Source organism: Bradyrhizobium sp. SYSU BS000235 (assembly GCF_049747295.1).
Lineage (GTDB): Bacteria > Pseudomonadota > Alphaproteobacteria > Rhizobiales > Xanthobacteraceae > Afipia.
Window position 1 is genome coordinate 1,658,410 of record NZ_JBMHJM010000001.1, and the last position, 21,756, is coordinate 1,680,165.

The 21,756-nt window shown below is 60.5% G+C and carries 17 protein-coding genes; 8 read left to right on the forward strand and 9 right to left on the reverse strand.

Annotated features, from left to right (window positions below):
- Positions 1-18 precede the first annotated feature (18 nt).
- Entirely contained in the window at positions 19-570 is a 552-nt protein-coding gene (locus tag ACP0KA_RS07745; protein ID WP_424628245.1) for a c-type cytochrome, read from the reverse strand.
- Positions 571-781: 211 nt separating this feature from the next.
- On the opposite strand from ACP0KA_RS07745, the gene ACP0KA_RS07750 reads away from it, so the two are divergent.
- Together ACP0KA_RS07750 and ACP0KA_RS07755 are read left to right on the forward strand one after the other, a co-directional pair.
- Positions 782-1,528, forward strand: a complete 747-nt coding sequence (locus tag ACP0KA_RS07750) for a 3-deoxy-manno-octulosonate cytidylyltransferase (RefSeq protein WP_424628246.1) — start codon at positions 782-784, stop codon at positions 1,526-1,528.
- Positions 1,525-2,388, forward strand: a complete 864-nt coding sequence (locus ACP0KA_RS07755) for a prephenate dehydratase (protein WP_424628247.1) — start codon at positions 1,525-1,527, stop codon at positions 2,386-2,388. The genes ACP0KA_RS07750 and ACP0KA_RS07755 overlap by 4 nt, the downstream gene beginning before the upstream one ends.
- 6 nt (positions 2,389-2,394) lie before the next feature.
- On the opposite strand, the gene ACP0KA_RS07760 is transcribed toward ACP0KA_RS07755, so the two are convergent.
- On the reverse strand, positions 2,395-3,414 hold the full coding sequence (locus ACP0KA_RS07760) for an LLM class flavin-dependent oxidoreductase (protein ID WP_424628248.1): 1,020 nt from the start codon (positions 3,412-3,414) through the stop codon (positions 2,395-2,397).
- A gap of 390 nt (positions 3,415-3,804) precedes the next feature.
- On the opposite strand from ACP0KA_RS07760, the gene metF reads away from it, so the two are divergent.
- The 3 genes from metF to ACP0KA_RS07775 all read left to right on the forward strand — a co-directional run bounded on the left by metF (position 3,805) and on the right by ACP0KA_RS07775 (position 9,366).
- On the forward strand, positions 3,805-4,707 hold the full coding sequence (metF, locus tag ACP0KA_RS07765) for a methylenetetrahydrofolate reductase [NAD(P)H] (RefSeq protein WP_424628249.1): 903 nt from the start codon (positions 3,805-3,807) through the stop codon (positions 4,705-4,707).
- 3 nt (positions 4,708-4,710) lie between these two features.
- A complete protein-coding gene (gene metH / locus ACP0KA_RS07770) occupies positions 4,711-8,553 on the forward strand; it encodes a methionine synthase (protein ID WP_424628250.1) in 3,843 nt (1,280 codons plus the stop codon).
- A 246-nt stretch (positions 8,554-8,799) separates the two neighbouring features.
- Entirely contained in the window at positions 8,800-9,366 is a 567-nt protein-coding gene (locus ACP0KA_RS07775; protein ID WP_424628251.1) for a hypothetical protein, read from the forward strand.
- Between the two features lie 71 nt (positions 9,367-9,437).
- Here the strand turns inward: ACP0KA_RS07775 and glpK are convergent, their stop codons facing one another.
- The 7 genes from glpK to ACP0KA_RS07810 all read right to left on the reverse strand — a co-directional run bounded on the left by glpK (position 9,438) and on the right by ACP0KA_RS07810 (position 19,190).
- Positions 9,438-10,943: a glycerol kinase GlpK gene (gene glpK, locus ACP0KA_RS07780; RefSeq protein ID WP_424628252.1), complete on the reverse strand. Its 1,506-nt coding sequence runs from the start codon at positions 10,941-10,943 to the stop codon at positions 9,438-9,440.
- Between the two features lie 139 nt (positions 10,944-11,082).
- The gene (locus ACP0KA_RS07785; RefSeq protein ID WP_424628253.1) at positions 11,083-11,856 is read right to left on the reverse strand and encodes an SDR family NAD(P)-dependent oxidoreductase; all 774 of its coding nucleotides are present in this window, start codon (positions 11,854-11,856) and stop codon (positions 11,083-11,085) included.
- 20 nt (positions 11,857-11,876) lie between these two features.
- Positions 11,877-13,019, reverse strand: coding sequence for a pimeloyl-CoA dehydrogenase small subunit (pimD, locus tag ACP0KA_RS07790; RefSeq protein ID WP_424628254.1), 1,143 nt, complete (start codon positions 13,017-13,019; stop codon positions 11,877-11,879).
- Between the two features lie 14 nt (positions 13,020-13,033).
- Complete coding sequence (gene pimC, locus ACP0KA_RS07795; RefSeq protein ID WP_424628255.1) at positions 13,034-14,221, reverse strand: pimeloyl-CoA dehydrogenase large subunit; 1,188 nt, start codon at positions 14,219-14,221, stop codon at positions 13,034-13,036.
- A gap of 20 nt (positions 14,222-14,241) precedes the next feature.
- Entirely contained in the window at positions 14,242-15,426 is a 1,185-nt protein-coding gene (locus ACP0KA_RS07800; RefSeq protein ID WP_424628256.1) for an acetyl-CoA C-acyltransferase, read from the reverse strand.
- The gene (gene pimA / locus ACP0KA_RS07805; RefSeq protein ID WP_424628257.1) at positions 15,423-17,099 is read right to left on the reverse strand and encodes a dicarboxylate--CoA ligase PimA; all 1,677 of its coding nucleotides are present in this window, start codon (positions 17,097-17,099) and stop codon (positions 15,423-15,425) included. Before pimA ends, ACP0KA_RS07800 begins: the two co-directional genes overlap by 4 nt.
- A 3-nt stretch (positions 17,100-17,102) precedes the next feature.
- Positions 17,103-19,190, reverse strand: coding sequence for a 3-hydroxyacyl-CoA dehydrogenase NAD-binding domain-containing protein (locus ACP0KA_RS07810; protein WP_424628258.1), 2,088 nt, complete (start codon positions 19,188-19,190; stop codon positions 17,103-17,105).
- 126 nt (positions 19,191-19,316) lie between these two features.
- Between ACP0KA_RS07810 and ACP0KA_RS07815 the strand changes: the two genes are divergently transcribed.
- From ACP0KA_RS07815 to ACP0KA_RS07825, 3 genes are read left to right on the forward strand one after another with little or no spacing between them, the layout of a single operon-like run.
- On the forward strand, positions 19,317-20,201 hold the full coding sequence (locus tag ACP0KA_RS07815; RefSeq protein WP_424628259.1) for an IclR family transcriptional regulator: 885 nt from the start codon (positions 19,317-19,319) through the stop codon (positions 20,199-20,201).
- Positions 20,202-20,240: 39 nt separating this feature from the next.
- On the forward strand, positions 20,241-21,038 hold the full coding sequence (locus ACP0KA_RS07820; RefSeq protein WP_424628260.1) for an ABC transporter ATP-binding protein: 798 nt from the start codon (positions 20,241-20,243) through the stop codon (positions 21,036-21,038).
- A complete protein-coding gene (locus ACP0KA_RS07825; RefSeq protein WP_424628261.1) occupies positions 21,035-21,748 on the forward strand; it encodes an ABC transporter ATP-binding protein in 714 nt (237 codons plus the stop codon). The genes ACP0KA_RS07820 and ACP0KA_RS07825 overlap by 4 nt, the downstream gene beginning before the upstream one ends.
- Positions 21,749-21,756: the final 8 nt, after the last annotated feature.

Genomic DNA, 21,756 nt, shown 5'->3' on the forward strand with positions numbered 1-21,756 from the left:
ACAGGCCCGAATGAGCCGTTATTGAGCCGTCGGAAGCGGCTCCGGATGATCCGACAACGTACGCAGATAAGCGATCACGTCGGCGCGCTCGCTGTCCTTCTGAATGCCGGCAAAGCCCATCGCCGTACCCGGAATGAAGCCCTTCGGACTGGTGATGAACTTGTTGAGATCATCGTAGGTCCACTTGCCGGGCTTGCCTTTCATCGCAGCCGAGAAGTTGAAGCCACCACGGCCCTCGCCTCGCGCTTCACCAACGATGCCGTAAAGATTCGGGCCGACCTTGTTCGGGCCGCCCTTCTCGAAGGTATGGCAAGCCGCGCACTTCTTGGCAGCGGCGGCGCCCTTCTCAGCCGAAGCGGTCTGGAGCAACTTTTCGATCGGCTCGGCAGGAGCGGCAGCTGCGGCGGCAGCGCCAGGTGCACCTTCGGTTTCCTTCACCGCGATTTCAAAACCCGGCTTCTCGGGCGTCTTCGGCGAGAAAATCGCGTTGGCGGTAAAATTGGTCACAAGCAGAACGAGGCAGGTGCCGAGCACCGCGCCCATGATCTTGTTCAGTTCAAAGGAGTCCATTGTCGATCAGGCTCCGGGCCGTAATGTCGAGATGCGCAGCCGCGGAAACGGCCATGAGGATGCTCCCTGCGACAGGCGCGCAGCGCCCCACAGGTAACGGGGTTGAGATAACGGTTTGCCTGCCTTCTGGCAACCCGTATAAACGGGCGACTCCTTGAGAACACCCATCATTTCCTCATCAATTCGGCCGCCTGAGCGCCCCTCGATTCCGATGACTGAAAGCCGCACTTTGGTGCTGATTCCCGCCCGGATGGCGGCCACGCGCCTGCCCGGAAAGCCGCTGCTGGACATCGGCGGCCTGCCGATGATTGTCCACGTGCTCAGGCGTGCGCAGGCTGCCCGAATCGGCCGCGTGGCGGTTGCGACCGACTCACCCGATATCGCCCAGGCGGTCACCGCCCATGGCGGCGAAGCCGTCATGACCCGCGCCGATCACCCGTCCGGATCAGACCGGATTTTCGAGGCTCTGGAGACGCTTGACCAGGCCGGCCAGATCGAGACCATCGTCAACGTCCAGGGCGACCTGCCCACCATCGATCCTGCGGACATCCAGGCCGCCGTTGGGCCGCTTGAGGACCCGGGCGTGGATATTGCCACGCTTGGGGCCATCATTCGCAAGGACGAGGAACACACCAACCCCAACGTGGTCAAAATCGTCGGCTCCCCGCTCGGCGGGGCGCGATTGCGAGCGCTGTACTTCACCCGCGCGACTGCGCCCTACGGCGACGGCCCGCGCTATCATCACATCGGGCTCTATGCCTATCGCCGGAGCGCACTCGCCCGGTTCATCGCGCTGCCGCCCTCCCCTCTCGAGATCCGCGAGAAGCTGGAACAGCTTCGCGCCCTCGAAGCAGGAATGCGGATCGACGTGTCCGTTGTTGACACGGTGCCGCTGGGCGTCGATACGCCTCACGACCTTGAGACCGCACGCCAAGTATTGGCTGGAAGACCATCATGACCAAAACTTTGAAGATCGCCTTCCAGGGCGAGCCGGGCGCCAACTCCCACATCGCGATCGCGGAAGCTTATCCCGACGCGACGCCGATACCTTGCGCCACCTTTGAAGACGCCCTTGCGGTCATCTCTTCCGGCGAAGCCGATCTCGGCATGATTCCGATTGAGAATTCGGTGGCCGGCCGTGTCGCCGACATCCATCACTTGCTGCCCCAGTCCGGCCTCTTCATTGTCGGCGAATGGTTCCTGCCGATCCACCATCAATTGATGGCGCCACGCGGCGTAAAGCTCGGTGACATCAAGACCGTCGAAAGCCACGTGCATGCGCTGGGCCAATGCCGCCGCATCATCCGCAAGCTCGGAATCAGGTCGATCGTGGCAGGCGACACCGCCGGCTCAGCCCGTATCGTCGCCGAGCGCGGTGACAAGAGCTGTGCTGCGATTGCCTCGCGTCTCGCCGCCGATATTTACGGCCTCGACATTTTGGCTGAGGACATCGAAGACGAATCCCACAACACGACCCGCTTCGTGATTCTGGCGCGCGATGAAAAATGGGCCGCTCGGGATTCCGGCCCGCTGGTGACCACGTTCGTATTCCGCGTCCGCAACCTGCCCGCAGCCCTCTACAAGGCGCTCGGCGGCTTCGCGACCAACGGCGTCAACATGACGAAGTTGGAAAGCTACATGGTCGAGGGTAATTTCTTCGCCACTCAATTCTACGCCGACGTGGATGGCCACCCCGAGGACCGCAATCTCGCCTTCGCTTTGGAGGAGCTGAAGTTCTTTTCAAAAGAACTGCGAATCGTCGGCGTCTATCCCGCCCATCCGTTCCGCGTCGCGTTCAGCGAAAAGGCGGCGGAGTAACCTCATTCAGGCCGCCGCCTGTTTTCCGAGCTTGAACGCGTCCGCCATCAGGCTGTATGAGCGTTTGCGCGCGTCGTGATCAAACACAGCCGTAATCACCATCACCTCACCGGCTTCGCTTGCCGCGATCAGCGGCGAGATCTTCTGCATCACCGTTTGCGGGCTGCCCACGAACAGCCGTGAGCGGTTGCGCGCGATGTGCGCCCGCTCGGCATCGCTATAGGGATACGCCAGCGCCTCCTCGATGCTCGGCAGCGGGCGATACTGGCCGCGGTCGCGCAGCAGACGGTTGAGATCCGCCGATAGAACCAGCCGTTCTGCCTCTTCATCGGTCGGCGCCATGATGACCGCGATGGCGAGGATACTGTGCGGCTGGTCGCGCCAGCGCGACGGCTTGAAGTGCGCACGATACCACGTCATCGCATCCACGGCGTCGTGAGATGCGAAATGATGGGCGAATGCGAATCCCATCCCGATTTGCGCCGACAGCTGCGCGCTGTAGTCGCTCGATCCGAGCAACCAGATCGGCGGCAACGGCGCATCGTTCGGCATCGCGACGACGTTGTTATAGGGGTGGCCGTCCGGAAACTCACGCGTCTCCCAGAGTGTCAGTTCGATCAGCCGCTCGACGAAGTCGTCCCCTTCGCGGCCGTCGAACCTGCTGCGCAGCGCGTGAATGGTTGCATGGTCCGTACCCGGCGCACGGCCGAGCCCGAGATCGATACGCCCCGGGAACAACGCTTCCAGCATCTTGAAGCGCTCCGCCACCATCAGCGGTGCATGGTTGGGCAGCATCACGCCGCCGGACCCGACACGAATGCGTTCCGTCGCGGCTGCAATCTGCCCAATCATGATGTCAGGCGCCGGACTCGCGACCGACGCCAGGTTGTGATGTTCGGCCAGCCAGTAACGGGTGTAGCCGAGCTGGTCGGCATGCTGCGCGAGATCGATGCTGTTGCGCAGCGCCACGGACGGCCTGGTGGCTGTGGTGACCACCGAAAGATCGAGGATGGACAATGGAATCATGCGACTAGGCTAGTGGTCCAGGCGTTGTGGACAAGGGGCCATGGATCAGACTGCCCAAGCGTTCGGATGACGCCTATCAAGTGGGCAGAAACCAACGACAAACTAAGATCTACAAAAGACCCCAACGAATATAGACCCTATTAAGTACAAGAAGGTCGATTTCCATCGGGATTTGCGTATCTTTCATCGAGATTTTCCGCTTTTATTCCTCCCACCGAGACCATGTATCGGGATTATTACCGACCCAAACCACAATAAGTGGGCAATTTCCCATAAGAAATACGCCCCCAGTGGGCTGTTGAACATCCTTGCTTTCATCTATTTTAGAGACCTGCCCAAGGCCGCCGGCACCAACCGCAGTGCGGTTTTTCAGATGTGGAGTCTCCCAGCGTGACAAGCGAAACACCCGGCGCACAGACGCAAAAGCTCCCGACGATCTCTTTCGAATTCTTCCCGCCGAAGACGGAAGACATGGAGCGTAATCTGTGGGAGGTCATCAGCCGGCTGGCACCGCTGACGCCGAACTTTGTCTCTGTCACCTATGGCGCCGGCGGATCGACTCGCGAACGCACCCACTCCACCATTGCCCGCATTCTCTCTGAGACGGAGCTGACGCCGGCGGCTCACCTCACCTGCGTCGATGCAACCTGCGCGGACGTGGATGATGTCGTCGCGCGCTATTACGAAGTTGGCGTCCGTCACATCGTCGCCCTGCGTGGCGATCCGTCGAACGGAATTGGGACCGCCTATCAGGCTCATCCGCAAGGTTACCAGACGTCCGCCGATCTCGTGGCCGCGATCAAGCGCAACCACAGCGACATGGAAGTCAGCGTTTCGGCCTATCCGGAGAAGCATCCAGAGAGTGCCGATCTCGATGCCGACATCGACGTCCTGAAAGCCAAGGTTGATGCCGGCGCGACACGCGCGATCACGCAATTCTTCTTCGATAACGACCTTTATTTCCGTTATCTCGATCGCGTTCAGGCCGCCGGCATCACGATCCCCATCGTGCCGGGCATCTTGCCGGTGCAGAATTTCAAGCTGGCCAGCAATTTCGCCAAGCGCGCAGGCGCGACGCTGCCAGAATGGCTCGCGAAGAAATTCGAAGGCCTCGATGACGACGCCGATACCCGCCGTCTCGTCGCGGCCACGGTGGCTGCCGAACAGGTGCAAAACCTCTCGGCACGCGGCGTCGAGAACTTTCACTTCTACACGATGAACCGTGCGGACCTCGTATTCGCCATTAGCCACCTGCTCGGCATCCGTCCGAACGGCGCGCAGAAAGCTGCTTGATCCATGACCAAGAAAACATCCCAGCAGGCCGACCTTTTCCGCGCGCTCGCGCGCGACCGTATCCTCGTGCTCGACGGCGCGATGGGCACCATGATCCAGGGTCTGCAATTCGATGAAGCAGCCTTTCGGGGCGAGCGCTTCAAGGATTTCCACCGCGACGTTCGCGGCAACAACGATCTGCTGATCCTGACGCAGCCGAAGGCCATCGAGGACATCCATCACGCTTACCTGCGCGCAGGCGCCGACATCGTCGCGACCAACACGTTCTCGTCCACATCGATTGCGCAAGCCGACTACGACATGGCCGATATCGCCTACGAGATGAACCTCGAAGGTGCAAAGCTGGCCCGCAATGCCGCCAAGCGCGCGACTGCAGAGGACGGCAAGCCACGTTTTGTTGCCGGCGCGCTGGGCCCGACCAACCGCACGGCGTCGATTTCACCGGACGTCGCCAACCCGGGCTATCGCGCGGTCACCTTCGACGATCTGCGCATCGCCTACAGCGAGCAGATCAACGGCTTGCTCGATGGCGGCGCGGATCTGCTGCTGGTCGAGACCATTTTCGACACGCTCAATGCCAAGGCGGCTTTGTACGCGATCTCCGAAATTTCCGAGGCGCGTGGCATTTATGTACCGGTCATGATTTCGGGCACTATCACCGACAAATCGGGACGGCTGTTGTCCGGCCAGTTGCCGGAAGCCTTCTGGTATTCGGTGCAACACGCAAATCCGATCACCATCGGCTTCAACTGCGCGCTCGGCGCGGAAGATTTACGTGCTCACATTGCCGACATCGGCCGTGTCGCGGATGCGCTTGTCTGTGCCTATCCCAACGCCGGGCTGCCGAACGAATTCGGCCAATACGATGAGAGCCCCGAATACATGGCGCGGCTGGTCGGCGAGTTCGCGCAGGCCGGCTTGGTCAACGTGGTCGGCGGCTGCTGCGGCACCACGCCGGATCACATCGCGGCGATTGCTGCTGCGGTTGCACCCCACAAGCCTCGCGTCGTGCCGGAGATCGCGCCGCTCCTGCGCCTGTCGGGTCTCGAGCCGTTCTCGCTCACGTCGGATATTCCGTTCGTCAACGTCGGTGAACGCACCAACGTGACGGGCTCCGCCCGCTTCCGCAAGCTCATCAAGAACGCGGACTACACCGCTGCGCTGCAGGTGGCTCGTGATCAAGTCGAGAACGGCGCCCAGGTCATCGACATCAACATGGACGAAGGCCTGCTCGACTCCAAGCAAGCGATGATCGACTTCCTCAATCTCGTGGCCTCCGAACCGGACATTGCCCGCGTGCCGGTGATGATCGATTCATCGAAGTTCGACGTCATCGAAGCCGGCCTGAAGTGCGTTCAGGGCAAGCCGATCGTCAACTCGATCTCGCTCAAGGAAGGCGAAGAGAAGTTTTTCCACGAGGCGACCGTTGCCCGGCGTCACGGCGCGGCCGTTGTCGTCATGGCGTTCGATGAGACCGGACAAGCCGACACCTATCAGCGCAAGATCGAGATCTGCAAGCGCGCCTACGATCTTCTGGTCGAGAAGCTGGATTTCCCCCCGCAGGACATCATCTTCGACCCCAATATCTTCGCGATCGCGACCGGTCTCGAAGAGCACAACAATTACGGCGTCGACTTTATCGAGGCCACGCGCTGGATCCGCCAGAATCTGCCCCACGCACATATTTCCGGCGGCGTCTCGAACCTCTCGTTCTCGTTCCGAGGCAATGAACCGGTGCGCGAGGCCATGCACTCGGTGTTCCTGTATCATGCCATCAAGGCCGGCATGGACATGGGCATCGTCAATGCCGGGCAGATGGTCATCTACGACGACATCGATGCCGAGTTGCGGCAAGTTTGCGAAGACGTCATCCTCAATCGCGATCCCGGCGCGTCGGAGCGACTGCTGGCGCTGGCGGAGAAATTCCGCGGCCAAGAAAAGCAGACCAAGGAAGCCGATCTGGCTTGGCGCGAATGGCCGGTGGAGAAGCGGCTGTCGCACGCTCTCGTTAACGGCATCACGGAATTCATCGAGGCTGACACCGAAGCCGCGCGTCTCACTGTCGACCGGCCGTTGGGAGTCATCGAAGGCCCGCTGATGGCCGGCATGAATATCGTCGGTGACCTGTTCGGCGACGGCAAGATGTTCCTGCCGCAGGTGGTGAAGTCCGCCCGCGTCATGAAGCAGGCGGTCGCCTATCTGATGCCGTTCATGGAAGAGGAAAAAGCGCGCAATCAAGCGAAGGGTATTGCCGGAGATGGGCGTAACTCAGCCGGCAAGATCGTGCTCGCGACCGTAAAGGGCGACGTCCACGACATCGGCAAAAACATCGTCGGCATCGTGCTCCAGTGCAACAACTTCGAAGTGGTCGATCTCGGCGTCATGGTGCCCGCCGCCAAGATCATCGATACAGCCAAGGCCGAACAGGCCGACATCATCGGCCTGTCGGGACTGATCACGCCGTCGCTCGACGAAATGGTGTTCCTTGCCTCCGAACTCGAACGTCAGGGGCTCGATATTCCGCTGTTGATCGGCGGCGCCACCACCAGCCGCGTCCACACCGCCGTGAAGATCGATCCGGCCTACAAGCGCGGCCCTGTTGTCCACGTCAATGATGCCAGCCGCGCGGTCGGTGTCGCGTCGTCGCTGCTGTCCCTCGACAAGCGCATCGACTACGCGCGTGAGATCCGAGCCGACTATGCAAAGATCTCCTCGGCGCACTTCCGCGCCCAGCAGGACAAGAAACGGCTGAAGCTGCAGGACGCGCGCAACAACGCTTTGAAGATCGATTGGTCGCAAACCAAGCCGACCAAACCCGCCTTCTTCGGTACCAAAAGCTTCACCGATTATTCGCTGGCAGAACTGGCCGAATACATCGACTGGACGCCGTTCTTTCAGACCTGGGAATTGGCCGGGCGTTTCCCTGCCATCCTCGATGATCCGAAAGTCGGCGAAGCCGCGCGGTCGCTCTATGAGGACGCCCGCAAGATGCTGGATCGGATCATCAAAGAGAACTGGTTCAAGGCGAGCGCCACGATTGGCTTCTGGCCCGCGAATGCCGAAGGCGACGACATCGTTCTCTACACGGATGAATCCCGCAAGACACCGATTGCGACGCTGCATACGTTGCGCCAGCAGTTGGAAAAGCGCGAGGGCCGCTTTAACGCGGCGCTATCGGACTTCATCGCACCTCAGACCAGCGGCGTGCCTGATTATGTCGGCATGTTCGTCGTCACCGCCGGCATTGGCGAAGATGTGATCGCGGATCGCTTCAAGAACGCCAATGACGACTACTCATCGATTCTCGTGAAGGCGCTGGCGGACCGTCTCGCCGAGGCTTTTGCCGAACGCATGCACGAGCGCGTGCGCAAGGAATTCTGGGGTTATGCTCCGGATGAAGCGCTCTCCAGCGATCAGTTGATCCTTGAGCAATACCAGGGCATCCGCCCTGCGCCGGGATATCCCGCGCAACCCGATCACACCGAGAAGGCCACCCTGTTCCGCCTGCTCGATGCCGAACAAACCGCAGGCGTGAAGCTCACCGAGAGCTATGCGATGTGGCCCGGCTCGTCGGTCTCGGGTCTCTATTTCAGCCATCCCGAAAGTTATTATTTCGGCGTCGGCAAAATCGAGCGCGATCAGGTCGAGGATTACGCAGCGCGTAAGGGATACTCTTCTGAACAGATCGAGCGTTGGCTCGCGCCGATCTTGAACTATATCCCGACTGCGAACTCCAATGCCCTCCCGCAGGCAGAGGAAGCGACCGCCGACACGGCATCACATCCTCCCGGATGCAACTGCGCATTCCATCTGCAGTATCGCAAGAAAACAGCGCAAGCGAGCTAGTTTGGCTTTGTCCCGCAACTGCCGGACGCCACACAAATTGCGACAATAACGCTGCCTCACCATGAGAACCTGAACCTCTGCTGCGCGTTAGCAGCAGAGGGTGAAAAGGCAGATCGATCCGCACAAAAGCGGAACTCGATTTCTCACGTGCGTGTGATGTCATTTGATACGGAACAGGGAACGGCGAGCCGCGCGCTGGGTTGAAGACCCGTCTGTTTTCGTCCCGCAAAAATAAGGAGTTCAACGATGAAGAAGGTGACATTGCTCGCCGCAGTAGCGGCTGTGAGTGCGCTGGCCGCAACACCTGTTATGGCAAGGGATTATGTGAAGCCCCACGCGGGGGCTCACATGAAGGGCACGAAACATCAGGCGCGCATGCAGAACCGCGCGATGTATCGTGACCGTACGGCCTATCGTCAGAACAATTGGGACGGTGGACCAGGAGCAGTCGCGGGTGGAATTGTGGGCGGTGCGATCGGCACGGCCGGCGCAATTACCGCCGGCGCTCTGAACACCGCGGGAGCGGTCGCAACTGCACCATTTGGCGGCCCGTACTATAACAACACCGCCTACTATAACCGAGGGCCGTACTACGGCGACGCAGGCGGCTATGCATATGGCAACCGCGTGCGTTACGGCGGGTCTTATGCATCGGCCGACACCATGGGCTGGGGCGGACCCGGTTATGGCGATGCCTATTCCACTTACAGTTACGACGGCATCGCAATGCCCGGTTCACCAGACTATGACGCGCGAAACGGCTTTTCATGCCGTCCGGGAACCATCACAAAGAGTGGCGCGATCTGTCAGTAATCACTGACGCAGCGTATACTCAGCGATAAATCAAACGGCGGCTCAAAGCCGCCGTTTGATGTGTATGGAAACTATTCGCCCGGATCGCTCGCCAGCACGCCCTTCACCGCCTGCGACCATCCTGTGAGCTTCCGCGTGCGCGTGGCTTCACTCATGTTCGGCTTGAAGCGATGCTCGAGCCGCCAGCTGTCGGCGAAGCGCGCCGGCTCCGGATAGACACCCGCACCAAGCCCTGCGAGATAGCCCGCGCCGAGCGCCGTGGTTTCCTGGATCATCGGCCGATCCACCGGCGCATCGAGCAAATCAGCGAGGCGCTGCATGGTCCAGTCGGACGCCGTCATGCCGCCGTCGACACGTAACACGGTATTCGCGTCCGATGCCTCAGGCCAGTCGGCGCGCATCGCGGCCCATAGATCGTAGGTCTGATAACACACGCTTTCCAGCGTCGCGTGCGCCAATTCGGCCGGCCCGGTGTTGCGGGTCAACCCGAACAACGCACCACGTACACGCGGATTCCAGTAGGGCGCGCCGAGCCCGACAAAAGCAGGCACGAGATAAACCGACTGCATCGGATCAGACTGGTCAGCGAGCGTCCCGGTCTCGCTGGCACTTTTGATGATTCCGAGGCCGTCGCGCAGCCACTGCACGGCGGAGCCGGCGACAAAGATGGAGCCTTCCAACGCATAGGTTCGCTGGCCATTCAGTTGATAGGCAATCGTCGTCAGCAGTGTGTTCTTGGAGGCCACTGCCGTGGTGCCCGTGTTCAACAGCGCAAAACATCCGGTGCCGTAGGTCGATTTCATCATGCCCGGCGTGAAACACGCCTGACCAATGACCGCCGCTTGCTGGTCGCCCGCAATGCCGCGAATGGCGATCGCCCCGCCAAACAGCTCCGGAACACTTTCACCAAAGTCGGCCGACGAATCCCGCACGTCCGGCAACATCGAGCGCGGCACCCTCAGCAGCTTGAGCAGATCATCATCCCACTGGCCGGTGTGGATGTTGAACAGCAGCGTACGTGACGCGTTGGTCGCGTCCGTCGCATGGACCTTGCCCCCGGTCAGCCGCCACAGCAGATAGCTGTCGACGGTGCCGAACATCAACTCGCCGCGCTCGGCGCGTTCGCGTGTGCCCGGTACGTGATCGAGAATCCATGCGACTTTTGTCCCCGAAAAATAGGGGTCGATAATCAGGCCTGTCTTGGCGCTGATGGCAGGCTCGTGTCCTTCAGCTTTCAGTTTGGCGCAAAACTCCGCCGTGCGCCGATCCTGCCAGACGATGGCCCGGTGCACGGCGCGGCCCGTGGCGCGGTCCCATACCACCGTTGTCTCGCGCTGATTGGTGATGCCGATGGCGGCAATATCGGCCGCGGTGACATTGGCCTTGCCCATAGCCTCACGGCAGGTCGCGATGGTCGACGTCCAGATGTCTTCCGGCTCATGCTCGACCCAGCCGGACGCCGGAAAATGCTGCTGGAATTCCCGCTGGGCCTGCGCTGCTATCGAGATATCAGCTCGAAATACGATGGCACGGGATGAAGTCGTGCCCTGATCAATGGCCAGAATGTGGGACGCCATGTCGTTTCCTCAAATCGCTTTCATTTCAGCGGTTGGACGCAAGCAAACCGATTGCCACCGCATCCGTCAACCCGCGCAACGCATACAAAAAGGGGCTCCAAAAAGGAGCCCCTTCAAAGAATCCGCCGCAAAGTGGAGATCAAACGGCAGCCGTTGTCACACCGCCGTCGATGACGATCGTCTGACCCGTCATAAAGGTCGACGCATCGGACGCCAGATACACGACGGCTCCGGCAATCTCGTGCGGTTCGCCGATGCGGCGCAACGGCGTCGTCGCCGTCCGGCGCTTGAGATTGGCTTCATCCTCCCACAGCGCGCGGGCGAAATCGGTCTTCACCAGACCCGGCGCGATGCAATTGACCCGCACGTTCTTCGGCCCCCATTCGCCGGCGAGGCTGCGGCACAATGCAAAGTCCGCTGCTTTCGAGATGCCGTAGGCGCCGATGACGGTCGAACCACGCAGACCGCCGATGCTGGAGATGATGATCACCGATCCGCCGCCACGCTCGGCCATCTTCGGAATCGCGAGGCTGGACAGCCAGATGTTGCTCTTGACGTTCGAGCCCATGATCTTGTCGAACGCCTCGTCGGTAATGTCGAGCAGCGGTCCGTAATAAGGATTCACCGCCGCATTGCAGACGAGAATATCGAGCTGACCATAGTGCTTGATGGTGCCGTTGATCAGCGCCTCGACTTCCTCGCGGCGGCTGATGTTGCAGGCGATGACGTGCGCGTCACCGCCCTCCTTGCGAATGCCGTCCGCAACGTCCTGGCAGGCATCCGCCTTGCGGCTGGACACCACCACCTTCGCGCCCATGCGGGCGAGAAGTTCGGCGGAGGAACGGCCGATGCCCCGGCTTGAACCGGTGACGACAGCCACCTTTCCCGCCAGATCGAATGGCGACTTTGTCATGGCTGCGTCTCCGATTGCCGTCAGATCAAGCCGCCCTGCGCGCTGACACGACGCAGGTGATAATCGGTGTCACCAAAGGTGTTTTCGATCATGGTCAGCCGCTTGAAGTAGTGACCGATCTTGAACTCCATGGTCATGCCGACACCGCCATGCAGCTGGATCGCCTGCTGGCCGACGAACTTCAGCGATTTGCCGATCTGCACTTTCGCAGCTGCGACAGCGTTGGCACGTTCCTTCGCATTGGTGAAGTCGCCCGCCATGGTGGCGAACATCGACATGCTGCGGGCCTGTTCAAGCGCCACGAACATGTCCGCGGCCCGGTGCTGAAGCGTCTGGAACGTTCCGATCGCAACGCCAAATTGCGTACGTGTCTTGAGATATTCGACGGTGGCCTTCAACGACTCGTCCATCGCGCCGACGGCCTCGGCACACATCGCAATGCGGGCATCGTCCACGACCTGCTCGATCAACGGCAAAGCGTTCTCCGGATCGCCGATGGCGGAATCCGCGCCAACCTCGACGCCAGAAAACGAGATGTCTGCCGCATGCAGGCTGTCCTGGGTCGGATAGCCCTTGATGGTGACGCCCTTCGCATTGGCCGGCACCAGAAACAGGCCGATGCCGTTGCGATCACGTTGGCCACCCTTGGTCCGCGCCGTGACGATCAACGTATCCGCCGAGTCGCCATTCAAAACGACAAACTTCTCGCCGTCGATAACCCAGCCGTTGCCCTTCTTCTTGGCCGTGGCCGAGACATCGCCGAGATCGTAGCGCGAATTCTTTTCCAGTTGCGCAAAGGCCAGCGTCTTGCTGCCATCGATGATCGACGGAATGTAGGCAGCCTTCTGCTCGGCCGAACCGCCGCGGCGCAGGAAGCCGCCGCCAAGCACGACGGTCGCCAGATAAGGCTCCACGACGAGCGCCTTGCCCAACGCTTCCATGACGATCATGGTTTCGATCGCACCAGCGCCGAACCCGCCGTCTTCCTCCGAAAACGGCAGACCCAGCAGGCCCTGCTCTGCAAGCTTGCCCCAGACCGCTTTGCTCCAGCCGCCCTTTTCGGCCACGTACTTCTTACGTTGTTCGAAATCGTAGGAATCCGTAAGCAAACCGTCGACGCTATCCTTCAGGAGCCGCTGCTCCTCGGACAAATCAAAATCCATTTTAATTCCTCAAATCACAAACCGAGAACGGCCTTGGTGATGATGTTGCGCTGAATTTCGTTCGAGCCTCCGTAGATGGAGACTTTGCGGTTGTTGAAGTAGCTCGGCGCGATCTGCGTGGTCCAATCCATCGCTTCGTTCGAACCATGCTCGTGATCGTCGTAAGGCGCCGCGAACGGCCCGATGACTTCCATCATCAGTTCGGTCGTTGCCTGCTGGATTTCCGAACCCTTGATCTTGAGAATCGACGACGCCGGATCGGGCTTGCCCTTCCCGTGCTTACCTTCATTGGCTACCACGCGGAGCTGCGTCAGCTCGAGCGCCTTCAGCTCGATCTCGACAGCGGCGAGCTTCTCGCGGAATTTTTCATCCTCGATGATCGGGCGTCCAGCGGACTCGACCTTGGCGGCCAGTTCCTTGATACGGCGAATGCGCTCCTTGGACACGCCAACGCGGGCAATGCCGGTGCGCTCGTTGCCGAGCAGGAACTTGGCATAATCCCAGCCCTTGTTTTCCTCGCCGACGAGATTGGTGACCGGCACCTCAACGTTATCGAAGAAAACTTCGTTGACCTCGTGGCTGCCATCGATGGTCTGGATCGGGCGCACGGTGATCCCGCGCGACTTCATGTCGACCAGAATGAACGAGATACCCTGTTGCTTCTTGGCGGCCGGATCCGTGCGGCAGAGACAGAAGATCCAGTCGGCGTATTGCGCCAGCGTGGTCCAGGTCTTCTGACCGTTGATCACATAGACGTCGCCCTTCCGCTCCGCTTTGGTCTTGAGCGAGGCGAGATCCGACCCCGAACCTGGCTCGGAAAAGCCCTGGCACCACCAGTCATCGATATTCGCGATGCGCGGCAGGAAGTATTTCTTCTGCGCCTCGTTCGCGAAAGTGTAGATCACCGGGCCGACCATGCTGACGCCGAATGGCAGCGGCGACGGTGCCGGCGCCATCTGCATTTCTTCGTTGAAAATATACTGCTGCACCGGCGTCCAGCCGGTACCGCCGTATTCCTTCGGCCAGTGCGTCACCGCCCAGCCCTTCTTGTTCAGGATACGCTGCCAGTTGACGAGATCCTCTTTGCCGAGGTGGCGGCCTTCCTGCATTTTCTGGCGCGTAGACGCCGGGACATTCTCATTGAAGAAGGTCCGCACCTCGTCGCGAAACGCCAGTTCTTCCTTGGTGAAGCTGAGATCCATCGGACCCTCCTTAAGAGTCGTTACTGGAGAATTTCGAACAGTCCGGCGGCGCCCATGCCGCCACCGACGCACATGGTCACGACGCCGTACTTCGCCTTGCGGCGGCGGCCTTCGATCAGCACGTGGCCGGCGAGGCGCGAACCGGTCATGCCATACGGATGACCGACGGCAATCGAACCGCCGTTGACATTGAGCTTTTCCGGGTCGATGCCGAGCTTGTCGCGGCAGTAGATGACCTGAACGGCGAAAGCTTCATTCAGCTCCCAGATGTCGATGTCGTCGATCTTGAGGCCGTGACGCTGCAGCAGACGTGGAATCGCGAACACCGGGCCGATACCCATTTCGTCCGGTTCGCAGCCTGCGGAGACGAAGCCGCGGAAAATGCCGAGCGGCTTCAGGCCCTTCTTGGCGGCCATTTTGTCGCTCATGATAACAGCTGCGCTGGCGCCGTCCGAGAGCTGGCTGGCGTTGCCCGCGGTGATAAAGCCGTTTTCACGCACCGGCTTCAGACCGGCGAGACCTTCCGCAGTGGTGTCCGGACGCGGGCCCTCGTCCTGCGACAGGGTGACGTCCTTGAACGACACTTCCTTGGTTTCCTTGTTGACCACAGCCATCTTGGCCGAGATCGGTGCGATTTCTTCCTTGAAGCGGCCGCCCTGCTGCCCGGCAGCCGTGCGACGCTGGCTCTCGAGTGAGTACTCGTCCTGCTTCTCACGCGAGATGCCATAACGCTTCGACACCACTTCGGCGGTATCGAGCATCGGCATGTAAACGTCGCCCTTCATCGCCATGAGTTCGGGATCGACAGCGTGGAACTTGTTGATGTGCTCGTTCTGCACCAGGCTGATGGACTCGCCACCACCTGCAACGGCGATATCGAGACCGTCATAGATGACCGAACGCGCGGCCAGCGCGATCGCCTGCAGGCCCGAGGCGCACTGACGGTCGATTGTCGTGCCGGCAACGCTCACAGGCAGACCCGCACGGAGCAGCGCCTTGCGCGCGATGTTGCCACCGGTCGCGCCCTGCTGCAGCGCCGAGCCCATCACCACGTCTTCGACTTCGGCGCCGTCGATGCCGGCGCGAGAAACGGCGTGCGAAATGGCATGACCGAACAGGGTCGCACCTTCGGTGTTGTTGAGGGCGCCACGAAAGGCCTTGCCGATCGGTGTGCGAGCAGTGGAAACGATAACGGCCTCGGTCATGGGTGACCTCCTGTGACAAGTTGTTGCGGTTGTTTGCGTTGTTGAGAGCGCAGTTCGTGCCGGGACAGTTTGCCGACACTCGTACGCGGCAGTTCTTTCACGAATTCAACGGCCACCGGCAACTCGTGCTTGCCTAGTTTGCCGGTGAGGAATTCGCGCAATTCTTCGATCGTGAACGGCAACGCGTTGGCACGCAACGTCACGAAAGCCTTCGCGGCCTCGCCACGATAATCATCTGGAATGCCGATCACGATGACTTCCTGGACCGCGGGATGCTGATAGATCGCCTGCTCGATCATCTGCGGGTAAACGTTGAACCCGCCGGAAATGATCATGTCCTTCTTGCGATCGACCAGATAGAAATAGCCATCGCTGTCCATGTAGCCGATGTCCCCGGTCAGGAAGCGATCGCCGACAAAGGCTTCGGCGGTTTCCTTTTCCCGATTCCAGTAACCGCGCGTGACGTTCGGACCACGGACACGGATCTCTCCGGTTTCACCGACCGGCAAAACCTGCTTCGGATCGTCCAGAGACACCACGTCCATTTCGATGCCCGGCAGCATGAGGCCGATGGAGCCCGGTTTGCTCGGCCCTTCCGGAGGATGGCTCGTGCCTGGTGAACAGGTCTCGGTCATACCCCAGCCGCTCTTCAGCGTCAGGCCAGTTTTCTTCTCGAAGATCTTGGCAACCTCGACCGGCAGCGGTGCGCCACCCGACCCTGCACTCACCAATGACGACAGGTCCCGCTTGTCGAGATCCGGCAGATTGGCAATGGCGATCCACATGGTCGGCACGCCGGGGAAATATGTGGCGCGCTTTTCCTCGATGTCACGCATCACGGCCTGAACATCGAATCGCTGATGCATCGAGATGAGGTCCCCATTGCGGATGTTTCGCAACAAGACCACGGTCAACGCGTAGATGTGGAACAGCGGCAACACCAGGATGACGCGCTCGATGGTGTTGCGTTCGGCTTTCGCTTGCGCATTCCAGACATCATAGATCGACACCGCCGACGTCAGGTTGCCATGGGTCAGCATCGCGCCTTTCGGCAGGCCGGTGGTCCCGCCGGTATACTGCAGCAACGCGATGTCATCGGAACTGACGGACGGCCACGAAGCCGGCGGCTGCGCTCCTTCAACGAACTGCTTGAAGGTCACAATTCGCGGATCGTCCGGAATCGCCGCGACCGTATTGCCGACATCACCCCAGGTCGCATCCTCGCAAACGATCAGACGATCAAGCAGCCCCTTGTTAAGGAACTTCAACGCCATCGGCAGCAGTGCCGCCAAATTGCAAGTCACGAGAATGCGGGCGCCGCTGTCCGTCAGCTTGTGCGACAGCGCGATTTCACCGTCGAGCGGACTGAGATGCACGATACGTGCACCGGCTGTCAGCCCGCCGAAGAAGTTGGTCGGGTGGTCCGGCGTATTACCGAGAAACAGCGCAATCGACGCGCCCTTGCCGTATCCGGCACGCAGAAAGGCTGATGCCGCAACGTCAGCCATGCCCTTCAACTGAACGAAGGTGATCGGGCGCTCCCGAAATTCGATCGCGGTACGCGATCCAAAATCGGAAGCCGCCTTCGACAGCAGATCCGGCAAGGTTCCGCGGGCGATTGGTGCATCCCAGCGAACGCCTTCCGGGTAGTGCTGCTCCCCAGGGTGCGTCATCGATCAGCCCTTGGCGAGCGATGCGAATGTCTTGCCTTCGTCTGCAAGGCGCTTCAACAGCGGCGCCGGTTCGAGTGACGGATCGTTGGTCTGCTTGGCGTAGAACGACAGCCGCTCCGCGATGTGCTTCAGGCCGACCTGATCGGCATAGAACATCGGACCGCCGCGATAGATCGGCCAGCCGTAACCATAGAGCCAGATGACATCGATATCGCTGGGGCGTGACGCGATCTTCTCTTCAAGGATACGCGCCCCCTCGTTGACCATCGGATAGATCATGCGCTCGAGGATCTCGTCATCGCTGATGGTGCGGCGCTTGAGGCCAAGACGCGCGCAGGTTTCTTCGATCAGCTTTTCGACTTCCGGATCCGGCAGCGGTGCACGCGAACCAGCCTCGTACTTGTAGTAGCCCTTGCCGGTCTTCTGGCCGAAGCGGCCAGCTTCGCAAAGCGCGTCGGCGATCTCGGACTTGATGCCGCGATCCTTGCGCGAGCGCCAGCCGATATCGAGGCCTGCGAGATCGCCCATGGCAAACGGTCCCATCGGCATACCGAACTTGGTGACCACAGCGTCGACCTGCTGCGGCAAAGCCCCCTCGAACAGGAACTTCTCGGACTGCTTGGAACGGGCCGCCAGCATGCGGTTGCCGACGAAGCCGTCGCACACACCCACTACTGCGGGCACCTTGGCAATCCGGCGCGCAACGGCAACAGCCGTCAGCAGCACATCCGGCGCGGTTTTTTCGGCGCGAACGATTTCGCACAGCTTCATCACGTTGGCCGGGCTGAAGAAGTGCATGCCCAGCACATCCTGCGGACGCTTGGTGATTGCGGCAATCTCGTTGATGTTGAGATACGACGTGTTGCTGGCGAGCACGGCCCCCGGCTTGGCATACTGATCAAGCTTGGTGAAAACCTCCTTCTTGATCGCCATCGTCTCAAACACGGCTTCGATGATGAGGTCCGCATCCTTCACGTTTTCGAGGCCGACAACGCCGGTAATGAGCGCCATGCGCTTGGCCGGCGCATCCGCCGGAATGCCGCCGCGCGCCGCCGTTGCCTCGTAATTCTTCTGCATGATGCCGAGGCCGCGCTTGAGCTGCTCGTCGCCGGTCTCAATCAGCGTCACCGGGATGCCCGCATTGGCGAATGACATCGCAATGCCGCCGCCCATGGTGCCAGCGCCGATAATGGCAACCTTCTCGACCTTGCGCGGCTTGGTGCCCTCGGGAACGCCGGACACCTTCGCTGCCTCGCGCTCCGCAAAGAACGCATAGCGCTGCGCCTTCGACTGATCGCCATTCATCAGCTTGAGGAAGGAATCGCGCTCCTTCTTCAGGGCTTCGTCGAACGGCGTGTCGAGCGAGAAGCTCACCGCCTCGGCAGCCGCAAGCGGCGCATCCAGACCGCGGTTGCGCTTATTTGCCGCAGCTGCCGCATTGGTGAAGATTGCACGATCGGCCTTCGCCGCCGCCAGCTTGGCGTCGTCGTCCCGCAGCCTGCGCAGCGGGCGCTTTTCAGCGAGCACTTTGCGCGCAAATGCCTCACCGCCGACCGCAGGCTCGCTCTCGATAATTTCTTCGATCAAGCCGGCCTTCAAGGCGTCCGACGCGCCGATCGGATCTCCGGTCACGATCATCTTCACCGCGAGTTCGGGTCCGACCGCACGAGGCAGACGCTGCGTTCCACCCGCACCCGGCAGCAAACCGAGCTTCACTTCAGGCAGACCGAGCTTTGCATCCTTGACCGCGACACGGAAATGACATCCGAGCGCCAGTTCCAACCCGCCACCGAGTGCGGTGCCATGGATGGCCGCCACCACCGGCTTCGGACAATTTTCAATTTCGACAATGACCTCGTGAAGGCTTGGCGACTGCGGCGGCTTGCCGAACTCGGTGATGTCAGCGCCTGCAATGAAGGTGCGGCCCGCGCACGCAATGACAATGGCCTGAACTTGTTGGTCGGCAGCGGCATTCTTGACCCCGTCAAGGATGCCCTTTCGCACTGCAGCACTCAGTGCATTCACCGGAGGACTATCGACCATGACGATTGCAACTGCGTCGTGACGTTCCACCTTGACCACTTCGCTCACGCAACTCTCCCTTAAAACGAGGCCTTTTCGCTTGTTTCGCAGAGCGGAACTTAATTCCACATCTTGACATGGAGGCATATTTTGAAGCACGTGCCTTGTCAACGAAGACCATCCATGCAGCGGAACATGAAACGGGCACCAAAGAAATCTGCGACTGATCGCAGTTTCGTCGTCGCACTCTCGCGCGGCCTTGATGTCTTGCGCGCGTTTCGCCCCAATGACGGACTGCTCGGCAATCAGGAAATCGCGGCGCGCACGAATTTGCCGAAGCCGACCATTTCGCGGTTGACGTACACTCTTACAAAACTCGGTTATCTCACGCAGGTGCCGCGGTTCGAAAAGTATCAGCTCGCACCAGCCGCCATGGCGCTCGGTTACGCCGCGCTCGCAAATATGGGCGTTCGCCACGTGTCGGACCCATATCGGGATCAATTGATGCGGGAGACCGGCGGCGCGGTTGCGGTCGGCGCGCGCGATCGTCTCAGCATGATTTATTTCGGACAGAGTCGCAGCGAACTCACCGTCGGCGTGTTGCTTGATGTCGGATCGCGCGTTCCAATCGCAACATCCGCCATGGGCCGTGCATATCTTTGGGCGCTTCCGGAAGAAGAACGCGCTGAATTGCTGCACGACATAAAAGAACACGTCGGACATCGCTGGCCGAAAATGCGTGACGGCATCGAGCGCGCAGGCGAGACCGTGGCCAAGCACGGTTTCGTAATGTCGGCTGGCGAATGGCACAACGACATTCATGCTGTCGGCGTCGCACTAAAGTTGAATGACGGCACTGGACCTTATGCATTCAATTGCGGCGCGCCAGCGTTTAAGTTCACCGAAGAGGCTTTGCTGAACGACATTGGACCACGTCTTGTCGCGATGGTAAGGAACATCGAAGCCGCAATGACGGGCAATGTCGTTATGCGCAAATCACAAAACAAAGAAATTGCCGACACAAAGAAACTGAAGCCGTCAGGAGGGAAAGTTGCGCGCGTTACTGAGGGGATTGGATAACCGCGGCTGCTGCGGTTTTCAGGCTGTGAGCGTCCGCGTATGACGCAGGCACAGGTCGCGCAGGGACAGGATCCCCTGCTTGCGGTTCGCGACGTCAGCGTCGTGTTCGGCGGCATCGTTGCGCTGAATGGCGTCTCGTTCGAGATGAAGAAGGGCCATATTCTCGGTCTGATCGGCCCGAACGGCGCCGGCAAGACGACACTCTTCAATTGTCTCAGCCGACTCTATCAGCCCACCACGGGGGATATCCTGATGGAGGGAAAAAGCATTCTCAACCGTCAACCTTCGCAGATTGCAGCTGCTGGTATCGGCCGCACGTTTCAGAACGTTGCGCTGTTTCCGCGCCTGACGGTGCGCGACAATATACGCATCGGCGGGCATTCCCGCACCAAGAGCGACATCATCAGCGATGCGCTGAAGCTGCCGTGGGTTCGCAGCGAAGAGCACGATCTCAATATCAAAGTCGACGAAATCCTGACCTATCTCGATCTGCATGATGTCGCCGATCGTGAAGTGGCCGGACTTCCGTTCGGAACGCAGAAGCGCGTCGAGCTCGGCCGCGCGCTCGCGACCGAACCAAAGATCCTGCTCCTCGACGAGCCAGCCGGCGGCCTCAATCACGAGGAAGTCTACAGCCTCGGTGACTTGATCCGCCGCGTTCGCGACGAACGCGACATCACCGTTCTTCTGGTCGAACACCACATGGGACTGGTGATGTCGATCGCCGATCACGTCGTTGCGCTTAATTTTGGCAAGAAACTCGCTGAAGGCACGCCCGCCGCCGTGCAGTCCGATCCCGACGTTATCAAGGCCTATCTCGGGAGCAAGGACGCATGACGACGCTGCTGACGATCAAGGATCTGCGCGCCTACTACGGACAGGTCCAGGCTTTGCACGGACTGGAGCTTTCGCTCAACGAAGGCAGCGTGACCACGCTGCTCGGCGCCAACGGGGCCGGCAAGACGACGACGCTACGCGCGATCTGCAACATGATCCGCTCAACAGGCGCGATCGAATTCGAAGGCAAGCCGCTCGCCGGCATGTCGACCGAAAACATCGTCCGCCTCGGCATCGCGCATGTGCCTCAAGGCCGCGGCACCTTCACCAACATGACGGTCGAGGAAAATCTTCAGCTCGGCGCGATCTCGCGGAACGACAGAAAGGCGATCGACAGCGACATCGAGCGCATGTATGCGCATTTCCCCGTGCTCAAGCAGCGGCATACGCAGCAGGCAGGCACGTTGTCGGGCGGCGAACAGCAGATGCTGGCGGTTGCCCGCGCGCTCATGCTGCGTCCCCGATTGATGCTGTTGGACGAGCCGTCCTTCGGCCTCGCGCCTCTCATCGTGCGCGACCTGTTCGGCATCCTCGGCAAGATCAATCGCGAGGATAAAGTCTCGATCCTGGTGGTGGAACAGAATGCGCAACTCGCCCTTGAGATCGCGCAGAAAGCCTACGTAATCGAAACCGGCCGCATCGTGATGCAGGGCAACGCCAACGAGATCGCGAACGACGAAAATATACGCAAGTCGTATCTCGGATACTGAGGAACCGG